This is a genomic window from Pseudomonas trivialis (assembly GCF_001439805.1).
Classification (GTDB): domain Bacteria; phylum Pseudomonadota; class Gammaproteobacteria; order Pseudomonadales; family Pseudomonadaceae; genus Aquipseudomonas; species Aquipseudomonas trivialis.
The window spans coordinates 21595-37296 of sequence record NZ_JYLK01000004.1; the positions used below are offsets into that span (position 1 = coordinate 21595).

The following is a 15702-nucleotide window of genomic DNA, read 5'->3' on the forward strand; positions in this document are numbered from 1 at the left end:
ATGGTAAAAACCCGCCCACGCCCGGCCGTTAACGGGGTTGCCTCGGCTGATCGGGTGCTCACCGTGCTGACTGCCTTCAGGATGGGCGACACCGCCCTTGAGCTGGCCGAGCTGGCAGCGCGCACCGGGCTGATCAAAAGCACGATCATGCGTCTGATGGTATCGCTGGAAACCCACGGTCTGATCACACGTCTGGCGGACGGTCGCTATCAACTGGCAACTGAAATCATGCGCCTGAACACGGTGTACCAGGACGGCCTCGACCTGGAACGTCACATCACCCCGCTGTTGCACAGGCTGACTCAGGAAAGTGGCGAAACCGCCTCGTTCTACGTGCGCCACGGCGCCTACAGAATGTGCCTCTATCGAGTCAACTCGCCCCACCACCTGCGCCTGCACCTGCAACCCGGCGACACCCGCCCGATGGACGGCGCGGCCGGTGCCGAGGCATTGCACACGCCCTATTCCCTGGCGGCGAGGATGATCAAGCCAATCTACTCCCACGGCGCGACCGACCCGCATGCCGCCTCCATGGCCCTGCCGATCTTCGGTCCTGGGGAAAACCTGATCGGCGCACTGGTGCTGTCCGGCCCGGCCAGCCGCCTCACCGCCGAGCAGGCGCAGACCCTTCACCCGCTGTTCCAGCAGGCCGCCGTAGAGCTGACGCGCAGCCTGGGCGGCGATGCGCTGGCAAACGATGAAAACCCACCGAAAAAGCGCCACGGCGAAATCCGGCCAAGTTTGATCTGACCTGTGTGGTGGCGACCGGCTTGCCCTGTGGCGAGCAGGCTTGCCCTGCGTTGGGCTGCGCAGCAGCCCCAAAACCAGCCTGCGCGCAGTATCAGGTCGGAATACCGAGGGTTCCCTGATTGAGGGGCGCTTCGCACCCCAACGCGGGGCAAGCCCGCTCGCCACAGTTACGGCCACGCCACAACCCTTTCAATTGACTGCGGCAGTCTCGGTAACAGTCTATTGCGCGGCCGCAATGTACTAACTGGTTACTTATGTTGCTAAAATCCCCGCTTTGCCCTCTCTCACTCGAGTCCTTTCGACATGAAACGAGCATCGCGCGCCGCTGGCGTCTCTAGATTTTTCCTGCTGGGCCTGGGCGTGATCATCGCCCTGCTCGGCCTTGCGCTTGCTGTCGGCGGCGCCAAACTGGTCAGCCTGGGGGGGTCCTGGTACTTCCTGATCGGCGGTGTGGCCATGGCCATTTCCGGGCTGCTGATTGCCAAACGCAAAGCGGCGGGCGCGTGGCTGTTCGGCGCGTTCCTCGTCGGCACGGCCCTCTGGGCGGTGGCGGACGTGGGCCTGGTGTTCTGGCCACTGTTCTCGCGGCTGTTCATGTTTGCGGCCATTGGCCTGGTGGTGGCGCTGGTGTATCCGTTGCTGGTCGGCCGGCCTGCGCGCGGCGCGTATGGCGTGGCGGCCGTGTTGGCGGTGGGCGTGGCGGTGGCGGCTGGCAATATGTTTGTCGCCCACCCAAGCGTCGCCCCCACCGGCGCGGGACCTGGCATGACACCTGTGACGGCGGCCGAGGCGCAGAAAGACTGGGCCCACTATGGCAACACCGAAGGCGGCAGCCGCTTCGCCGCGCTGGACCAGATCAACCGCGACAGCGTCGACAAGCTCAAGGTCGCCTGGACCTACCGCACCGGTGACGTGGCCATCAGCGACGGCAACGGCGCCGAAGACCAACTCACGCCGCTGCAGATCGGCAGCAAGGTGTTCATCTGCACGCCGCACAACAACCTGATCGCGCTGGATGCCGACACCGGCAAGGAACTGTGGAAGAACCAGGTCAACGCCCAATCGGCGGTGTGGCAGCGTTGCCGTGGCATGGCGTATTTCGACGCCACCGCGCCGCTCAATCAGCCCACCCAACCGGGCAGCTCGCCGATCATCGCCGCCAGCGTACCCGCCGGTGCGCAGTGCCAGCGCCGTCTGCTGACCAACACCATCGACGCACGCCTGATCGCCGTGGACGCCGACACCGGCCAGTTCTGCGAAGACTTCGGCGCCCATGGCCAGGTCGACCTCAAGGCGGGCCTGGGCAATGTGCCGGACAGCTACTACCAGTTGTCTTCGGCGCCATTGATCGCCGGCACCACCGTGGTGGTGGGCGGCCGCGTGGCGGACAACGTGCAGACCGACATGCCAGGCGGCGTGATCCGTGGTTTTGATGTGATCAGCGGTCAGATGCGCTGGGCCTTCGACCCGGGCAACCCCGAAGACAGGCAGGCGCCGGCCGCCGGCAGCACCTACGTGCGCAGCACGCCCAACAGCTGGGCACCGATGTCCTACGACCCGCTGATGAACACGGTCTTCCTGCCCATGGGCAGCTCGTCCACCGACATCTACGGCGTGGAACGTACCGCGCTCAATCACAAGTACGGCGCCTCGGTGCTGGCGCTGGACGCCTCCACCGGCGCGGAAAAATGGGTGTACCAGACCGTCCACAACGACCTGTGGGACTTCGACCTGCCGATGCAGCCGAGCCTGATCGACTTCACCCCGCCGGGCAGCGACAAGGCCGTGCCGGCGGTCGTGATCGGCACCAAGGCCGGGCAGATCTACGTGCTTGACCGCGCCACCGGCAAACCGCTCACCGATGTGCAGGAAGTGCCGGTCAAGGCCGCGAACATTCCCAATGAGCCCTACGCGAAAACCCAGCCCAAATCCGTCGGCATGCCGCAGATCGGCGCGCAAACCCTCAGCGAATCGGACATGTGGGGCGCCACGCCGTACGACCAGTTGCTGTGCCGCATCGACTTCAAGGGCATGCGCTACGACGGCCTCTACACCGCGCCGGGTACCGATAAATCCCTGAGCTTTCCGGGTTCGCTCGGCGGCATGAACTGGGGCAGCCTTTCCACCGACCCGGTGCACGGCTTTATCTTCGTCAATGACATGCGCCTGGGCCTGTGGATCCAGATGGTGCCGTCGCAGAACAAGGCCCTGGCCGCCTCCGGTGGCGAAGCGCTGAACACCGGCATGGGCGCCGTGCCGCTCAAGGGCACGCCGTATGCAGTGAACAAGAACCGCTTCCTCTCGGTGGCCGGCATTCCGTGCTAGGCACCGCCGTTCGGCACTCTTACCGCCATCGACATGAAGACGCAAAAAATCGCCTGGCAAGTGCCGGTCGGCACCGTGGAAGACACCGGCCCCCTGGGCATCCGCATGCACCTGCCGATCAACATCGGCCTGCCCACCCTGGGCGGCACCCTGTCGACCCAGGGCGGCCTGATCTTCATCGCCGGCACCCAGGACTTCTACCTGCGCGCCTTCAACAGCGGCAACGGTGACGAAGTGTGGAAAGCCCGCCTGCCCGTGGGTAGCCAGGGCGGCCCGATGACCTACGTCTCGCCCAAAACCGGCAAGCAGTACATCGTGGTCACCGCCGGTGGCGCACGCCAGTCCACCGACCGTGGCGACTACGTGATCGCCTACGCCCTGCCCTGATCGTCTCTGCGCGCGATGCCCCTGCGGCATCGCGTCTCAGGTAAAAAATTCAAACTATCGCGCCCTGTGTCGTTCACAACCCTACGTTCAATGTGAAACAGGAGGCGACATGCAGTATCGACAACTGGGCCATTCGGGCTTGCTGGTATCCGAAATCGTCCTGGGCACCGTGCCCTTCGGCGGGCGCGCCGAGTTCGAAAAATGCGGCGCCGTCGATGTGCCCCAGGCCAGGCGCATGTTTGATATCGCGTTCGAAGCGGGCGTGAACATGGTCGACACCGCCGACCTGTACTCCCACGGCCTGGCCGAGCAAGTGGTCGGCAAGGCCCTGGGCGACAAGCGCCACGACATCCTGCTGGCCACCAAGGGCCGCAGCCCCGTGGACGACAACCCGAACAACTCCGGTTCCTCGCGCTACCACCTGATTCGCGCCTGCGAAGCCAGCCTCAAGCGCCTGGGCACCGACCACATCGACCTGTATCAACTGCACAACTGGGACGGCCTGACGCCGATCGAGGAAACCCTCGAAGCCCTGCGCCTGCTGGTGGGTTCGGGCAAGATCCGCTACTTCGGCACCAGCAACTTCACCGCCTGGCAAATGATGAAAGCCCTGGGCAAGGCCGAGCTGCACGGCATGCTCAAGCCCATCACCCAGCAGATCTACTACACCCCCGAATCCCGCGAGGCCGAGTACGAACTGCTGCCCCTGGCGCTGGACCAGAACATCGGCACCCTGGTGTGGGGCCCGATGGGCGAAGGCCTGCTGACCGGTTCCACCCGACGCGGGCAAAAACCGCCTGCCAACACCCGCCAGGGCAGCGACTGGCCGGAACCCTACGTGCATGACCAGGAGCGCGCGCTGGACATCATCGAAACCCTCGCCGCCGTCGGCGACGAGCACGGTGTATCAGTGGCGCGCACTTGCCTGGCCTGGCTCAAGGACCGTCCGGGGATCACCTCGCTGATCATCGGCGCGCGCACCGAAGAGCACCTGCGCGACAACCTCGCCGCCACCGAGCTCAAACTCACCGAGGAACAGTCATCGCGCATCGAGGCCGTGACGCGGCGCCAGCCGCTGTACCCGTACTGGCATCGCTTCACCGCCGGGATCGATCGCTTTGACCCGGCCGAGCAGCCGTTCCTGGCCGAGCATCGCAAGACCATGGAGGCGCGCAAGGACAAGTAGTCACGGTGAACAGCATGGACTCCATGCTTCGCCAGTTTTCGGCCGAAGGCGCCACCGATCTCTACTCCAGTCCGCCCTCAGTATTGACGCCCGCCGATCACGCCAGGGGATCGCGACGCCATCGAACAAGTGCGGGAGATGGCGCATACCCATCTGGCGCAGTTCCCGCTCACCACCCCGCAGGAGCGCGAGACGTTCATGCATGGCATGGTGTGGCTGGGGCAGACGCAGCGGGAGCGGATATGGCCGATGCAGGGCAAGGCACAATAGCGCACCGGTCCCCGACCGGTACGTGAATGTGAGTGCGATCCGCCGCGGGAGGCCCCACTCCCCCCCCGACGTTGGAGCCTCCGTGGCGAGCGCGCTCGCCACAGGGATACGACCACCTGAAATTTTTGGCTTAAAAATCAAAAAGTTATTTTGTTTTTGCAGTGCACATCCGTGCTGTCCTTTACAGCCATGCACCTGGCGAAATTAACAACGATTAACTCGCCAGCCAGACGGCCGGGCACCATCATCAAGCGCGTCTACACTGCATCCATTCACCGGGAACGCTCCCATCGAAAACGGATATTCGTCATGGCCCGACTTGAGTATTGCGCCCCCCGTGCGCCCAACCCCGGCGGCTTGTGCCCGCGACGTGAACGTATCGCCAAACAGCTCATTCTCGCCCGCCTCGGCGAAAGCCTGGCGATTGCCGACCTGGCCCAGGCCTGCGCGTTGTCGCGCAGCCATTTTTCCCGCGCGTTCAAATGCACCACCGGGCTGTCGCCCCAGGAATGGATCCGCCGGCAACGCATCCAGCGCGCCAAGGAGCTGATCAGCGAGTCGTCCTTGAGCCTCACGCAAATCAGCCTCGAATGCGGGTTTTGCGATCAGGCGCACTTCAGCCACATCTTCACCCGCAGCGAAGGCGTCAACCCCATGACCTGGCGAAATCACCACTCGCGCCCGGTCATCGCCGCCTAGTGGTCGGTGCCGGCCTGGACTATGCTGGGCACCTCCGTCTCTCCGAGCAGGGCCGTCCATGAACGACCTCAGCGACCCGGCCGTGCACTTTGGCCCCTATCAGGTTCACCCGCGCCAGCGCCGGGTGCTGGAGGCCGGACGCCCGTTGCGCCTGGGCCGGCGTGCGGTGGAGATCCTGCTGGTGCTGCTGGAAAACGCAGGCGATGTGGTGAGCAAGCAGGCACTGATCGCGCGGGTCTGGCCCACCAGTGTGGTGGAGGACGGCAACCTGCGCGTGCACATGGCGGCGCTGCGCAAGGCCCTGGGCGACGGCCAGGCCGGGCAGCGCTATATCGTGACGGTGGCCCAGCGCGGCTACAGTTTTGTCGCGCCCCTGAGCATCGAGCCCATGACCCTGACCCATGACGGTCCACGCCCCTGCCACAACCTGCCGCTGCGCCGCACCCGCATGATCGGGCGCCAGGCGCTGATCGACACGTTGGTGCAGCAACTGCCCCGACAGCGCTTTATCACCCTGACCGGCGCCGGCGGCATCGGCAAGACCACCGTGGCCCTGCGCGTGGCGGAGTTGCTGATCGGGCATTACCGCGACGGTATTCGGCTGCTGGACCTCGCGCCGCTCAGCGCGCCGTCGATGATCCTGCCCAACCTCGCCACCCTGCTCGACCTCACGCCCAGCGCCGATGAGCCGCTGCCGAGCATTGCCCGCAGCCTGCACGAACGCCAGTTGCTGCTAGTGATCGACAACTGCGAGCACCTGCTCGATGACATCGCCCTGATCAGCGAAACCCTGCTGCGTCAGGCGCCTGGGCTGCACATCCTCGCCACCAGCCGCGAAGCCCTGCGCGCCGACGGCGAGCACGTGCAACGCCTTGAGCCCCTGGCCTGTCCGCCCACCACCGGCAACCGCGCCCAGGCCCTCGGCTACCCGGCCCTGCAACTGCTGATCGAGCGCGCCAGGTCCCATCAGGACCGCTTCGTCTTGAGCGATGCCGAACTGCCGCTGGCGATTGAGATCTGCCAGCGCCTGGACGGCATCCCCCTGGCGATCGAACTGGTCGCGGCGCAGGTCGAGCGCTTCGGCCTGCCGGGCCTGCTGGTGCAGATGCAAGACACCTTCCGCCTGCTGACCGGTGGCCGACGCAGCGCCCTGCCCCGCCAGCAAACCCTGCGGGCCACGCTGGACTGGAGCTTCGACCTGCTCAGCGGCGGCGAACAGAGCTGCCTGCGCCGCCTGGCCGTGTTTCGCGCAGGTTTCAGCCTGGCCAGTGCGGTGGCGGTGATCGCCGGCGCGCAGCAGGCGCCGGCCGACGTGCTCGGTTCAATCACGCAACTGGTCGCCAAGTCCCTGCTGAACGTGGAGCCCGGCGACGACGAAGTGGTGTACCGCCTGCTGGACATCACCCGCACCTACGCGCTGGAAAAACTCACCCTGGCGGCTGAACTTGATGCCACCCACGAACGCCATGCCACGCGCTGCCTGGTGCTGATGGAACAGGCCCGCGACGACTGGGAGCTGACCGCAACCCAGGCCTGGATCGACCGCTACGCGCCGCTGCGCGAGGACATCCGCGCCGCCCTCGATTGGGGCCTGGGCAATGCCGGCGCGCACGTGCTGGGGATTCGCCTGACGGTCAGCGCGATGCCACTGTGGCAGGAGCTGTCACTGCTGCGCGAACACGCACTGTACGTGGGCAAGGCACTGGCCCTGCTGCAGCGGGCCAAGGTGCCGTGCACGCAACTGGCGATGCAACTGCAACTGGCGCTGGGCAGCCTGTCCTACCACGCCATGGGCGGCGCGCCGCAGACCATCGACGCTTTCGTCAGCGCCCGGCGGCTGGCCGAAACCCGCGCAGACATTGCCGGCCAGTTGCGCGCGGTGTCCGGGCATATGGCGGTGAGCCTGTGCGCCGGTCGTTACCGTGAAGCCTTGAGCATGAGCACTCAGTTTGATCGCCTCGACCCGCGCACCGACCCGCTGCTGGACTTGAGCGCCCAGCGCCTGCGCGTGCTGGCGCAGCATTACGCAGGCAACCAGACGCTGGCCCGACACAACGCCGAGCAGGTGATCCAGCGCATGGCCCAGAGCGGCCATCTCAATCGTTTTACCCACGCTTTTGGCGTGCAATACGACCAGAGCGTCGCCGCGCTCACGGTGCTCGCGCGGATTTTGTGGCTGCAAGGCTTGCCCGAGCAGGCGTGGCGCACCGCCAGCCAGGCCCTGGAACTGGCGCTGCAGATCAACCATGGCACCACCCTCTGCTACACCCTGGCGCTGGCCGGCGTGGTAATTGCCCGCTACAACGGCGATGAAGCCTCAGCGCAGTCCTTGCAGGCGCTGCTGGTGCAGCAGGCGCACAAGCATTCGGCACAGTTGTTCCAGACCTGGGCGCAGCTGTATGCGCAGCACCTGTCGATCGACGCCGTGCAGGGCCTGGACCTGGTCAAGGACACCCTGATCACCCTGGGCGTGGGGCACGTGGATGATGCCGGGTTCGAACGGGTGCGCAACGGCGATGGTGGCTGGTGTGCGCCGGAGATTTTGCGCGTGCGCGCCGAGGCGTTGCCCGACAGCGCCGCCGAGTCATTGCTGCTCGACGCCCTGGGCCTGGCCCACCAGCAAGGCGCTCTGGCCTGGGAGTTGCGCTGCGCAACTTCACTGGCGCGGCTGTGGCAGCGCCAGGGCCGGCGGCACGCCGCGCACCAGTTATTGAGTTCGGTCCACGCGCGCTTCACCGAAGGCTTCGCCACCCGCGACCTAATGAGCGTAAGCCGCCTGCTCAACGAGTTGCAGGACAAAAGGCTGGCCTGAAAACGGCCCCAGGTAGTGCCCATAGTGCTGCTGCAGACGCGCCACCTGCCGCGGGTCGCGCAGCTGTGCCAGGGCGTAGCTGCGCACGCAGTTGAGCAAGCGATAACGCGACGGGCCAGGGCCCGGTTCCACCCGCAACAGCGAGGTAAGGACCAGCCGCGCGAGCAGGTAAGGCAGGTCGGCGTGAGCAAGCTCGGTGCCGGCGATTCGCTCGGTCAATGCGGGCAAGGTCAGCGCCACCCGGAACAACCCCAGTTGCAGGAACAACCAGCGTTCGGGCACGCTCAAGCGCTCGTAGCTCCACTCCAGCGCGGCGGTCAGGGACTGATGCCGTGCGACCGCCGTGCGGCGGCCACGGGCCAGCAGTTGCAGGCCATGACGCAACTGCGCCTGCACGCCCTGCACACCCAGCGCATGGACCTGGGCGGCCGCCAGCTCCAGGGCCAGGGGCATCCCGTCCAGCCGCCGGCAGATATCGTGCAGCGCCGGCAAGTCCTGCGCACGCAAGACAAAGCCCTGCTGGGCGGCCTGCACCCGGGCGACAAACAGCTGCACCGCCGGGCACGCCATGGCCTGTTCAACAGAGACGCAGGCTGAGGGCAGCGCCAGGGCCGGCACGCGCTGCAGCCATTCGTCCGGCAACTGCAAGGCTTCGCGGCTGCTCAACAGCACCGTTACCTGGGGCGCCTGTTCCAGCAGGCAGCGCACCAGGTGGCGGCAGGCACCGAGCAGCAGGTCAGCCCCATCGAGCACCAGCAACAGCTGGCGCGGGGCCAATTGGCGGCACAGTTCACCGACGGTGTCGCAGGGCGCCAGCTGCAACGTGCTGCACAACTGGCGCAGCATCGACGGCGGCGCCGCGACCGTGGCCAGGTCCACCCACCACACGCCATCGCGGTAACGCGGCAGCACACGTTCGGCCAGCGCCAGCGCCAGGGTGCTTTTGCCGATGCCGGGGCAACCGGTGAGGGTCATCAGGCGTTGCCCGCACAGACGTCGCCCCAGGGCACCCAACAGCTCGGCGCGACCGATCACCGGGCTGAGCCGGGCCGCGAGGTTATGACGCGCGACTGTGGGGCCATCGACGATGTGCAGCGGCGCGACAAAGCAGTAGCCGCGCTGCGGGTGATTGACGATGCAGCGCTGCCCGTCCAGCGCCCGGCGCAGTGCTGCAATGTGCACGCGCAGGTTGTTTTCCTCCACCACGCTGCTCGGCCACACGCGGGCAATCAGCGTGTCCTTGCCGACAAACTGGCCGGGCGCCTCCAGCAGCACCGTCAGGATATCCAGCGCCCGACCGCCCAACGGCACCGGCCAGCCGGCTTTGCTGACCAGGCGCTGTTGCCGGTGAAAGCTGTAGGGGCCGAAACTCAGCGTCGGGGCATTGTTCATCTGTGCACAGCGCTGGAACACCCGACCTTGGGCGTCTGCGCATCCTTTTCCAGGGCCCTGGCGTTATCTTGCCAGTTGCCCGTCACGGGGCAATCCCGGCACGGGGAACCAGACGGACATTGGTGTGCCTGAGACGGACAATCGCGCCTTAACTGAACTGCTGACGGTACTGGGTGGGGTTCAGACCGAGTTTTTCGCTGAACAGAAAGCGCATATGCCGCACGCTGCCAAACCCTGCGTGGAAGGCCACGGTCTTGAGCGGCAGGTCGGTGGTTTCCAGCAGGTGCCGGGCGCGGTCGATGCGCGCGCCCTGCAGGAACGCCATGGGTGTCATCTGCACTTCCCTGGCAAACAGCCGCGCAAAATGCCGCGCGCTCATGCCGGCCAGCGCCGCCATCGAGTCGATGCTGAACGGCTGGTCCAACTGCGCCAGCACCTGGTTCTGCACGCGGGTAATCGCGGTTTCGTGGGGGGCCACTGCAGCGGTCATCGGGCTGAACTGGGCCTGACCGCCCTGGCGTTTCATCACCACCAGCAGCACCTTGGCCACGTCCACCGCCACCTGCTTGCCGTGGTCCTGGGCCACCACCGACAGCGCCAGGTCGATGCCGGCGGTGACCCCGCCCGAGGTGATCAGGCGGCCGTCCTGCAGGTAAATGTGGTCGGTCTCGACAGTGGCCTTGGGAAAGCCCTTGATCAGCCGCTCGGTGTAGTGCCAGTGGGTGGTAACGCGACGGCCGTCGAGCAGCCCGGCGTGCCCCAGCACAAAGGCGCCGGTGCAGATCGAGCCATAGCGCCCGGCCCGTGGTGCCGCAGCCTTGAGCCAGGGCAGCAGCGCGGGATGGCATTCGTTGTAGGCACCGGGGCCGCCGGGCACCAGCAACAGGTCATAGGCGGCGTCGGCCTGGTGCAGCAGCACGTCGGGCTGCACCTTCACACCATTGGAGGCGATCACCTGGCCCGCATCGATGCCGAGGGTGACGATCCGGTAATGGTCCGCCGTCGGCAGGTAGCGGTTGGCAATCGAAAACACTTCGAGCGGGCCGGCCATGTCGAGCAGCAGGAAGTCCGGAAACAGCACCATGGCCACGGTTTTCATCACATCAATATCCATCACGAGGAAAGCGGCGGCCATTATGGCATGGCTTTTACTGTCAACTTCTGAGAGACAGTTATTCAGCTTTCATCTTCTTAATGAATATCTGCGTAACCATTAACCTTGCTCTCAACGCCAGCGCCCTGCCTGTTGCAGCCCGCGCTCACTTGAGGACACCACCATGCTGACCCTTCGCAACGCTTCCGAACGCGGCGCCGCCAATCACGGTTGGTTGAAGTCGTTCCACACTTTCTCCTTCGCCAGCTACTGGAACCCTGCCGAACAGGGCTTTTCCGACCTGCTGGTGATCAACGATGACCGCGTCGCCGCCGGCAAGGGCTTCGGCCAGCACCCGCACCGCGACATGGAGATTTTCTCCTACGTGCTCGAAGGTGCTCTGGAACACAAGGACACCCTGGGCACCGGCTCGGTGATCCGCCCCGGCGATGTGCAACTGATGAGCGCCGGCAGCGGCGTGGCCCACAGCGAGTTCAACCACAGCCAGCGCCAGGGCGTGCACTTCCTGCAAATCTGGATCGTGCCGAACGTGTCCGGCGCCGAACCGCGCTACCAGCAGGAGCACTTCAGCGAAGCGCAGAAACGCGGGCGTTTGCAGTTGATCATCTCGCCGGACGGCGCCGACGGCTCGCTGCACGTACGCCAGGATGCACGGGTGTATGCCGGCCTGTTCAACGGCGACGAAACCGCGACCCTGGACGTGGCGGCCAACCGTCACCTGTATATCCATGTGGCACGCGGCAGCGTCGAGGTCAACGGCCAACGCTTGCACGAAGGCGACGGCGCCCGGGTGCGTGACGAGCGGCAGATCCATCTGAGCCAGGGCGAGGACGCCGAAGTGCTGGTGTTCGACCTGCGCCCCCATGAACTGCCGCAGATGCCCTGACCCGCCCTGGCATCAGGCGTCCCCTCTGTGGCGGTCGCCTGAAGGTCAGATACCTTGCCCGAACCGCCGAATGGCCAGGCAGTACCCCACCAATGCCACGGCCGCCAGCAAGCCGCCCGCCGCGCCAATCCAGGCGAAGCCGAAGTGGCTGCCGACCCAGCTGCCCATCAGCGCGCCGCCGCCGATGCCGATGTTGTAGATACCGGAGAACATCGCCATGGCCACGTCAGTGGCGTCGGGGGCAAGCACCAGCACCTTGGATTGCATGGCCAGGCCGAAGCCCATGATCGCCAGGCCCCAGAAAATGCTCAGCACCACCAGGTAGGACTCGGCGCCGCTCAGCGGCAGCATCAGGGCCAGACACGCGGCAAGAATGAACACCGCGCCGACCACGAACAGATGGGGATTGAAGCGATGCACCAGGCTGAACAGCAGCGAGCCGATGATGCCCGCGCCGCCGAACACCAGCAGGATCAGGGTGACCGCGCTGCCACTCATGCCGGCCACGCCTTCGACGAAGGGTTCGATGTAGCTGTAGGCGGTGAATTGCGCCGTCACCGTCAGCGCGGTGAGCACGTAAAGCGCCACCAGCGCCGGGCGCTTGAACAGCAGCGGCAGGCTGCGCAGCGAACCGGAGTTCTGGCTCGGCAGCAACGGCAAGGTGCGCGCCAGCCAGAACACCAGCGCGGCGGCAAAGGCGCCGATCACCAGGAAGGTGGTGCGCCAGCCCATGGCTTCGCCGAGCAGGCGGCCCAGCGGAATGCCCAATACCATCGCCAGTGATGTACCGGTGGCGAGCAGGCCGAGGGCCTGCACCTGCTTGCCCTCCGGCGCCAGGCGCACCGCCAGCGAGGCGGTGATCGACCAGAACAGGGCATGGGACAACGCAATGCCGACGCGACTGACCATCAACAGGCCAAAGCTGGTGGCGACGCTGGAAAGAATGTGGCTGGCGATAAACATGGCGAACAACACGATCAGCAATTGGCGCCGCTCAATGTTGCGCGTCAGCAGCATCACCGGCAACGAGGTCAAGGAAACGATCCAGGCATAGATGGTGAGCATCAGGCCGACGTTGGCAATCGGCATGTCGAAGCTGGCACCGATGGCGCTGAGCAGGCCGACCGGCACGAATTCGGTGGTATTGAACACAAAAGCGGCCAGCGCGAGGGCGATGACCGGCTGCCAGTTGCGCTGGGGTGTTGCAGCTGAAAGGCTCATGGAACGGCGAGGTACTCTGAAGAGGGTCAAAACGGTCACGCAGCGCCTGCGTGACCGCCGAACATTCTATAGGTTTCTCGCCGGCGCTGTCGGCGCCGAGCCTGCCCGGTTGTCGGGCCAGGCCTCAGACCCGGATCAAGGATCCACCTGCGCCATCAGCTCCGGAACGCTCTCCGGACGATTCGCATAGCGCTGCGCCAAGGCCGCGCACACCATCAGCTGGATCTGGTGAAACAGCATCAGCGGCAGGATCAGCACGCCCATGCTCGCCCCGGCGAACAGCACCTGCGCCATCGGCACGCCGGTGGCGAGGCTTTTCTTCGAACCGCAGAACAAAATGGTGATGCGGTCCTCCTGATTGAAGCCCAACAGCTTGCCCAACAGCGTCGACGCCACCAGCACCAGGGCGAGCAGTACGCAGCAGGCCAGCACCAGCCCGCCCAGTTCCCACAGCGGAATCTGATACCAGATACCTTCGTTGACCGCCTCGCTGAACGCGCCATACACCACCAGCAGGATCGAACCCTGGTCGACAAACTTGAGCCAGGATTTATTGCGCCCGACCCAGTCGCCGATCCAGCGGCGGGCAATCTGCCCGGCAATAAACGGCAGCAACAGTTGCACGCTGATTTTCAGGATCGCATCCACCGTGGAGCCGCCGTCTCCGTGCACGTTGAGCAGCAGCGTCACCAGCAGCGGCGTGAGGAAGATGCCGAACAGGCTGGACGCCGCCGCGCTGCAGATCGCCGCCGGGATGTTGCCGCGAGCCAGGGAGGTGAAGGCAATCGCCGACTGCACCGTGGCCGGCAGCGCGCAGAGGTAGAGCATGCCCATGTACAGGTCTTTACCGATCAGCGGCGACAACACTGGCTTGAGCGCCAGGCCCAGCAGTGGAAACAGCACGAAGGTCAGGCTGAACACCAGCAGGTGCAGGCGCCAATGGCCGGCACCGGCGACGATGGCGGTGCGCGACAGCTTGGCGCCATGCAGGAAAAACAGCAGCGCAATCGCCAGGTTGGTCACCCAGCCAAAGGCTACCGCCGCCTGGCCGTTGACCGGCAGCAGGGAGGCGAGGATCACCGTGGCGATCAGAGTCAGGGTGAAATTGTCGGGGAGAAAACGTGGACGGGTCATAAGCAAATCTTCCAGGGGTTGCCAAGCGCACCGTGGCGACTCTAACGTAACGGCCTGTTACCGACTAACGCCAATGAGCCAGTAAATGCCGCCTAAAGGACATGACAAGACCGTTCGGCGCAGCGTGCCCGGGCTTTCCAGCCTGCCGCGTCCGGTGTATGGGCGCACTGAATCCCTGCCCAACCGCGCCCTGACACGCCGGCACAGCCACCCATGGGTGCAATTGTCATACGCGATTTCCGGAGTATTGGAGATTCAGACCAGCGCAGGACGCTTCGTCGCCCCGCCGCAGCGCGCAGTGTGGATCCCGGCGGGCATCCCGCACCGGGTCTACAGCGCGCCGCACACCGAGATGCGCAGCCTGTACCTGGACTGCAGCGTGACCACCTGGGCGGTCGAGCGCTGCCATGTGCTGGAGGTGAGCCATTTGTTGCGTGAGTTGATTCGCAGCTTCAGTGTGTTACCGGTGGAGTACGACGAGGACGGACCCCAGGGGCGACTGGCCCAGGTGCTGCTGGATCAGTTGGCGGCAGCGCCGCAGGTGGACTTGATGCTGCCCCTGCCCCACGACCCGCGCTTGCGCCAGATCTACCGCAGCCTGAGCTTGCGTCCTGAACAGCAGACGACCCTGGGTGAGTGGAGCCGCAAACTGGCGGTGAGTGAGAAGACGCTCAGCCGGTTGTTTTTGGGGGATACCGGGTTGACCTTTCGCGCGTGGCGTCAGCGCTTGCGGCTGCTCAGTGCACTGCCCGCGCTGGAACAGGGTGAGCGGGTGACGGATGTGGCGTTGGGGTGTGGGTATGAATCGACGTCGGCGTTTATTAATGCGTTTCGGCAGCAGTTTGGGGGGACGCCTGGGGAGTTTTTTCGCTAGCTGACTGGGTACATATCCGTTATTTGGGTAACGGCGGGTATTGGTTCCGCCCTTACGGCGGGTCACTTTTGGAAAAGAGCCCCAAAAGTAACCAAAAGGGCTCTTGCCCCACCACTCGGCACCTCGCTTAGGCTCGGTGTGCCCGCACACAGACTTGAATCCGTGGGCCGCCGCAATGGGCCATCCATGGCCCAGTGCGGCTAACCCGGCGTCCTGCCGGGTTACCCACGGATTCAAGCCTGCGTGCGGCCAGCGTGGTTGACGGGGCGCTTGAGATCAAGATCAAAAGCCAAAGCCAAAGTAAAGCAGATCAAAAGCAGTGTGATATCCAACAGACAAATGGAGATCCAAATGTGGGAGGGGGCTTGCTCCCGATGGCAGTGGGTCAGCTACACATAAGCTGACTGACACTCAGCCATCGGGAGCAAGCCCCCTCCCACATTTTACGGCGTACGGCAGACAATTCCGGTCGGCTCTAAGGCCGCCGCGCTTTTGCTGTTGATCTGAAGCGCCCCGTCAAACACGCTGGCCGAACGCAGGCTTTGGAGCGTGGGTAACCCGGCAGGACGCCGGGTTACCCACGCTCCAAAGCCGGAGTGAGGGCATGCCGAGCCTAGGCGAGGCACCGAGTGTTGGGGCAAGAGCCCTTTGG

The 15702-nt window shown here is 65.2% G+C and carries 11 protein-coding genes and 1 pseudogene; 8 read left to right on the top strand and 4 right to left on the bottom strand.

All coding sequences use genetic code 11. The features are described from left to right. The 6 genes and pseudogenes from TU79_RS07350 to TU79_RS07370 all read left to right on the top strand — a co-directional run bounded on the left by TU79_RS07350 (nt 1) and on the right by TU79_RS07370 (nt 8429). The gene (locus TU79_RS07350; RefSeq protein WP_057007382.1) at nt 1–750 is read left to right on the top strand and encodes an IclR family transcriptional regulator; all 750 of its coding nucleotides are present in this window, start codon (nt 1–3) and stop codon (nt 748–750) included. A 303-nt stretch (nt 751–1053) separates the two neighbouring features. Further along, nucleotides 1054–3462 (top strand): annotated as a pseudogene (locus tag TU79_RS07355) (glucose/quinate/shikimate family membrane-bound PQQ-dependent dehydrogenase). Between the two features lie 109 nt (nt 3463–3571). After that, the gene (locus tag TU79_RS07360; RefSeq protein WP_057007383.1) at nt 3572–4648 is read left to right on the top strand and encodes an aldo/keto reductase; all 1077 of its coding nucleotides are present in this window, start codon (nt 3572–3574) and stop codon (nt 4646–4648) included. Nucleotides 4649–4786: 138 nt separating this feature from the next. Then, complete coding sequence (locus TU79_RS26720) at nt 4787–4918, top strand: hypothetical protein (protein ID WP_269457973.1); 132 nt, start codon at nt 4787–4789, stop codon at nt 4916–4918. Between the two features lie 309 nt (nt 4919–5227). Then, nucleotides 5228–5617, top strand: a complete 390-nt coding sequence (locus TU79_RS07365; protein ID WP_057007384.1) for a helix-turn-helix domain-containing protein — start codon at nt 5228–5230, stop codon at nt 5615–5617. A 58-nt stretch (nt 5618–5675) separates the two neighbouring features. Beyond that, a complete protein-coding gene (locus TU79_RS07370) occupies nt 5676–8429 on the top strand; it encodes an ATP-binding protein (RefSeq protein ID WP_057007385.1) in 2754 nt (917 codons plus the stop codon). Here the strand turns inward: TU79_RS07370 and TU79_RS07375 are convergent. Next, nucleotides 8376–9821, bottom strand: coding sequence for an ATP-binding protein (locus tag TU79_RS07375; RefSeq protein ID WP_057007635.1), 1446 nt, complete (start codon nt 9819–9821; stop codon nt 8376–8378). The two genes, TU79_RS07370 and TU79_RS07375, sit on opposite strands and share 54 nt — an antisense overlap. Before the next feature lie 148 nt (nt 9822–9969). After that, nucleotides 9970–10920, bottom strand: a complete 951-nt coding sequence (locus TU79_RS07380; RefSeq protein WP_057007636.1) for a GlxA family transcriptional regulator — start codon at nt 10918–10920, stop codon at nt 9970–9972. 178 nt (nt 10921–11098) lie between these two features. Between TU79_RS07380 and TU79_RS07385 the strand changes: the two genes are divergently transcribed. Beyond that, a complete protein-coding gene (locus tag TU79_RS07385; RefSeq protein ID WP_057007386.1) occupies nt 11099–11821 on the top strand; it encodes a pirin family protein in 723 nt (240 codons plus the stop codon). A gap of 45 nt (nt 11822–11866) precedes the next feature. Here the strand turns inward: TU79_RS07385 and TU79_RS07390 are convergent, their stop codons facing one another. Continuing rightward, the gene (locus tag TU79_RS07390; protein ID WP_057007387.1) at nt 11867–13042 is read right to left on the bottom strand and encodes a sugar transporter; all 1176 of its coding nucleotides are present in this window, start codon (nt 13040–13042) and stop codon (nt 11867–11869) included. Nucleotides 13043–13177: 135 nt separating this feature from the next. Beyond that, complete coding sequence (locus TU79_RS07395; protein WP_057007388.1) at nt 13178–14176, bottom strand: bile acid:sodium symporter family protein; 999 nt, start codon at nt 14174–14176, stop codon at nt 13178–13180. Between the two features lie 85 nt (nt 14177–14261). On the opposite strand from TU79_RS07395, the gene TU79_RS07400 reads away from it, so the two are divergent. Next, the gene (locus tag TU79_RS07400; protein WP_057007389.1) at nt 14262–15050 is read left to right on the top strand and encodes an AraC family transcriptional regulator; all 789 of its coding nucleotides are present in this window, start codon (nt 14262–14264) and stop codon (nt 15048–15050) included. Nucleotides 15051–15702 lie beyond the last annotated feature (652 nt).

Coding starts and splice junctions, on each gene's coding strand:
- TU79_RS07350 (WP_057007382.1), top strand. CDS start 1: ATGGTAAAAACCCGCCCACGCCCGGCCGTTAACGGGGTTGCCTCGGCT.
- TU79_RS07370 (WP_057007385.1), top strand. CDS start 5,676: ATGAACGACCTCAGCGACCCGGCCGTGCACTTTGGCCCCTATCAGGTT.
- TU79_RS07360 (WP_057007383.1), top strand. CDS start 3,572: ATGCAGTATCGACAACTGGGCCATTCGGGCTTGCTGGTATCCGAAATC.
- TU79_RS07385 (WP_057007386.1), top strand. CDS start 11,099: ATGCTGACCCTTCGCAACGCTTCCGAACGCGGCGCCGCCAATCACGGT.
- TU79_RS07380 (WP_057007636.1), bottom strand. CDS start 10,920: ATGAAAACCGTGGCCATGGTGCTGTTTCCGGACTTCCTGCTGCTCGAC.
- TU79_RS26720 (WP_269457973.1), top strand. CDS start 4,787: ATGGCGCATACCCATCTGGCGCAGTTCCCGCTCACCACCCCGCAGGAG.
- TU79_RS07395 (WP_057007388.1), bottom strand. CDS start 14,176: ATGACCCGTCCACGTTTTCTCCCCGACAATTTCACCCTGACTCTGATC.
- TU79_RS07365 (WP_057007384.1), top strand. CDS start 5,228: ATGGCCCGACTTGAGTATTGCGCCCCCCGTGCGCCCAACCCCGGCGGC.
- TU79_RS07390 (WP_057007387.1), bottom strand. CDS start 13,042: ATGAGCCTTTCAGCTGCAACACCCCAGCGCAACTGGCAGCCGGTCATC.
- TU79_RS07375 (WP_057007635.1), bottom strand. CDS start 9,821: ATGAACAATGCCCCGACGCTGAGTTTCGGCCCCTACAGCTTTCACCGG.
- TU79_RS07400 (WP_057007389.1), top strand. CDS start 14,262: ATGCCGCCTAAAGGACATGACAAGACCGTTCGGCGCAGCGTGCCCGGG.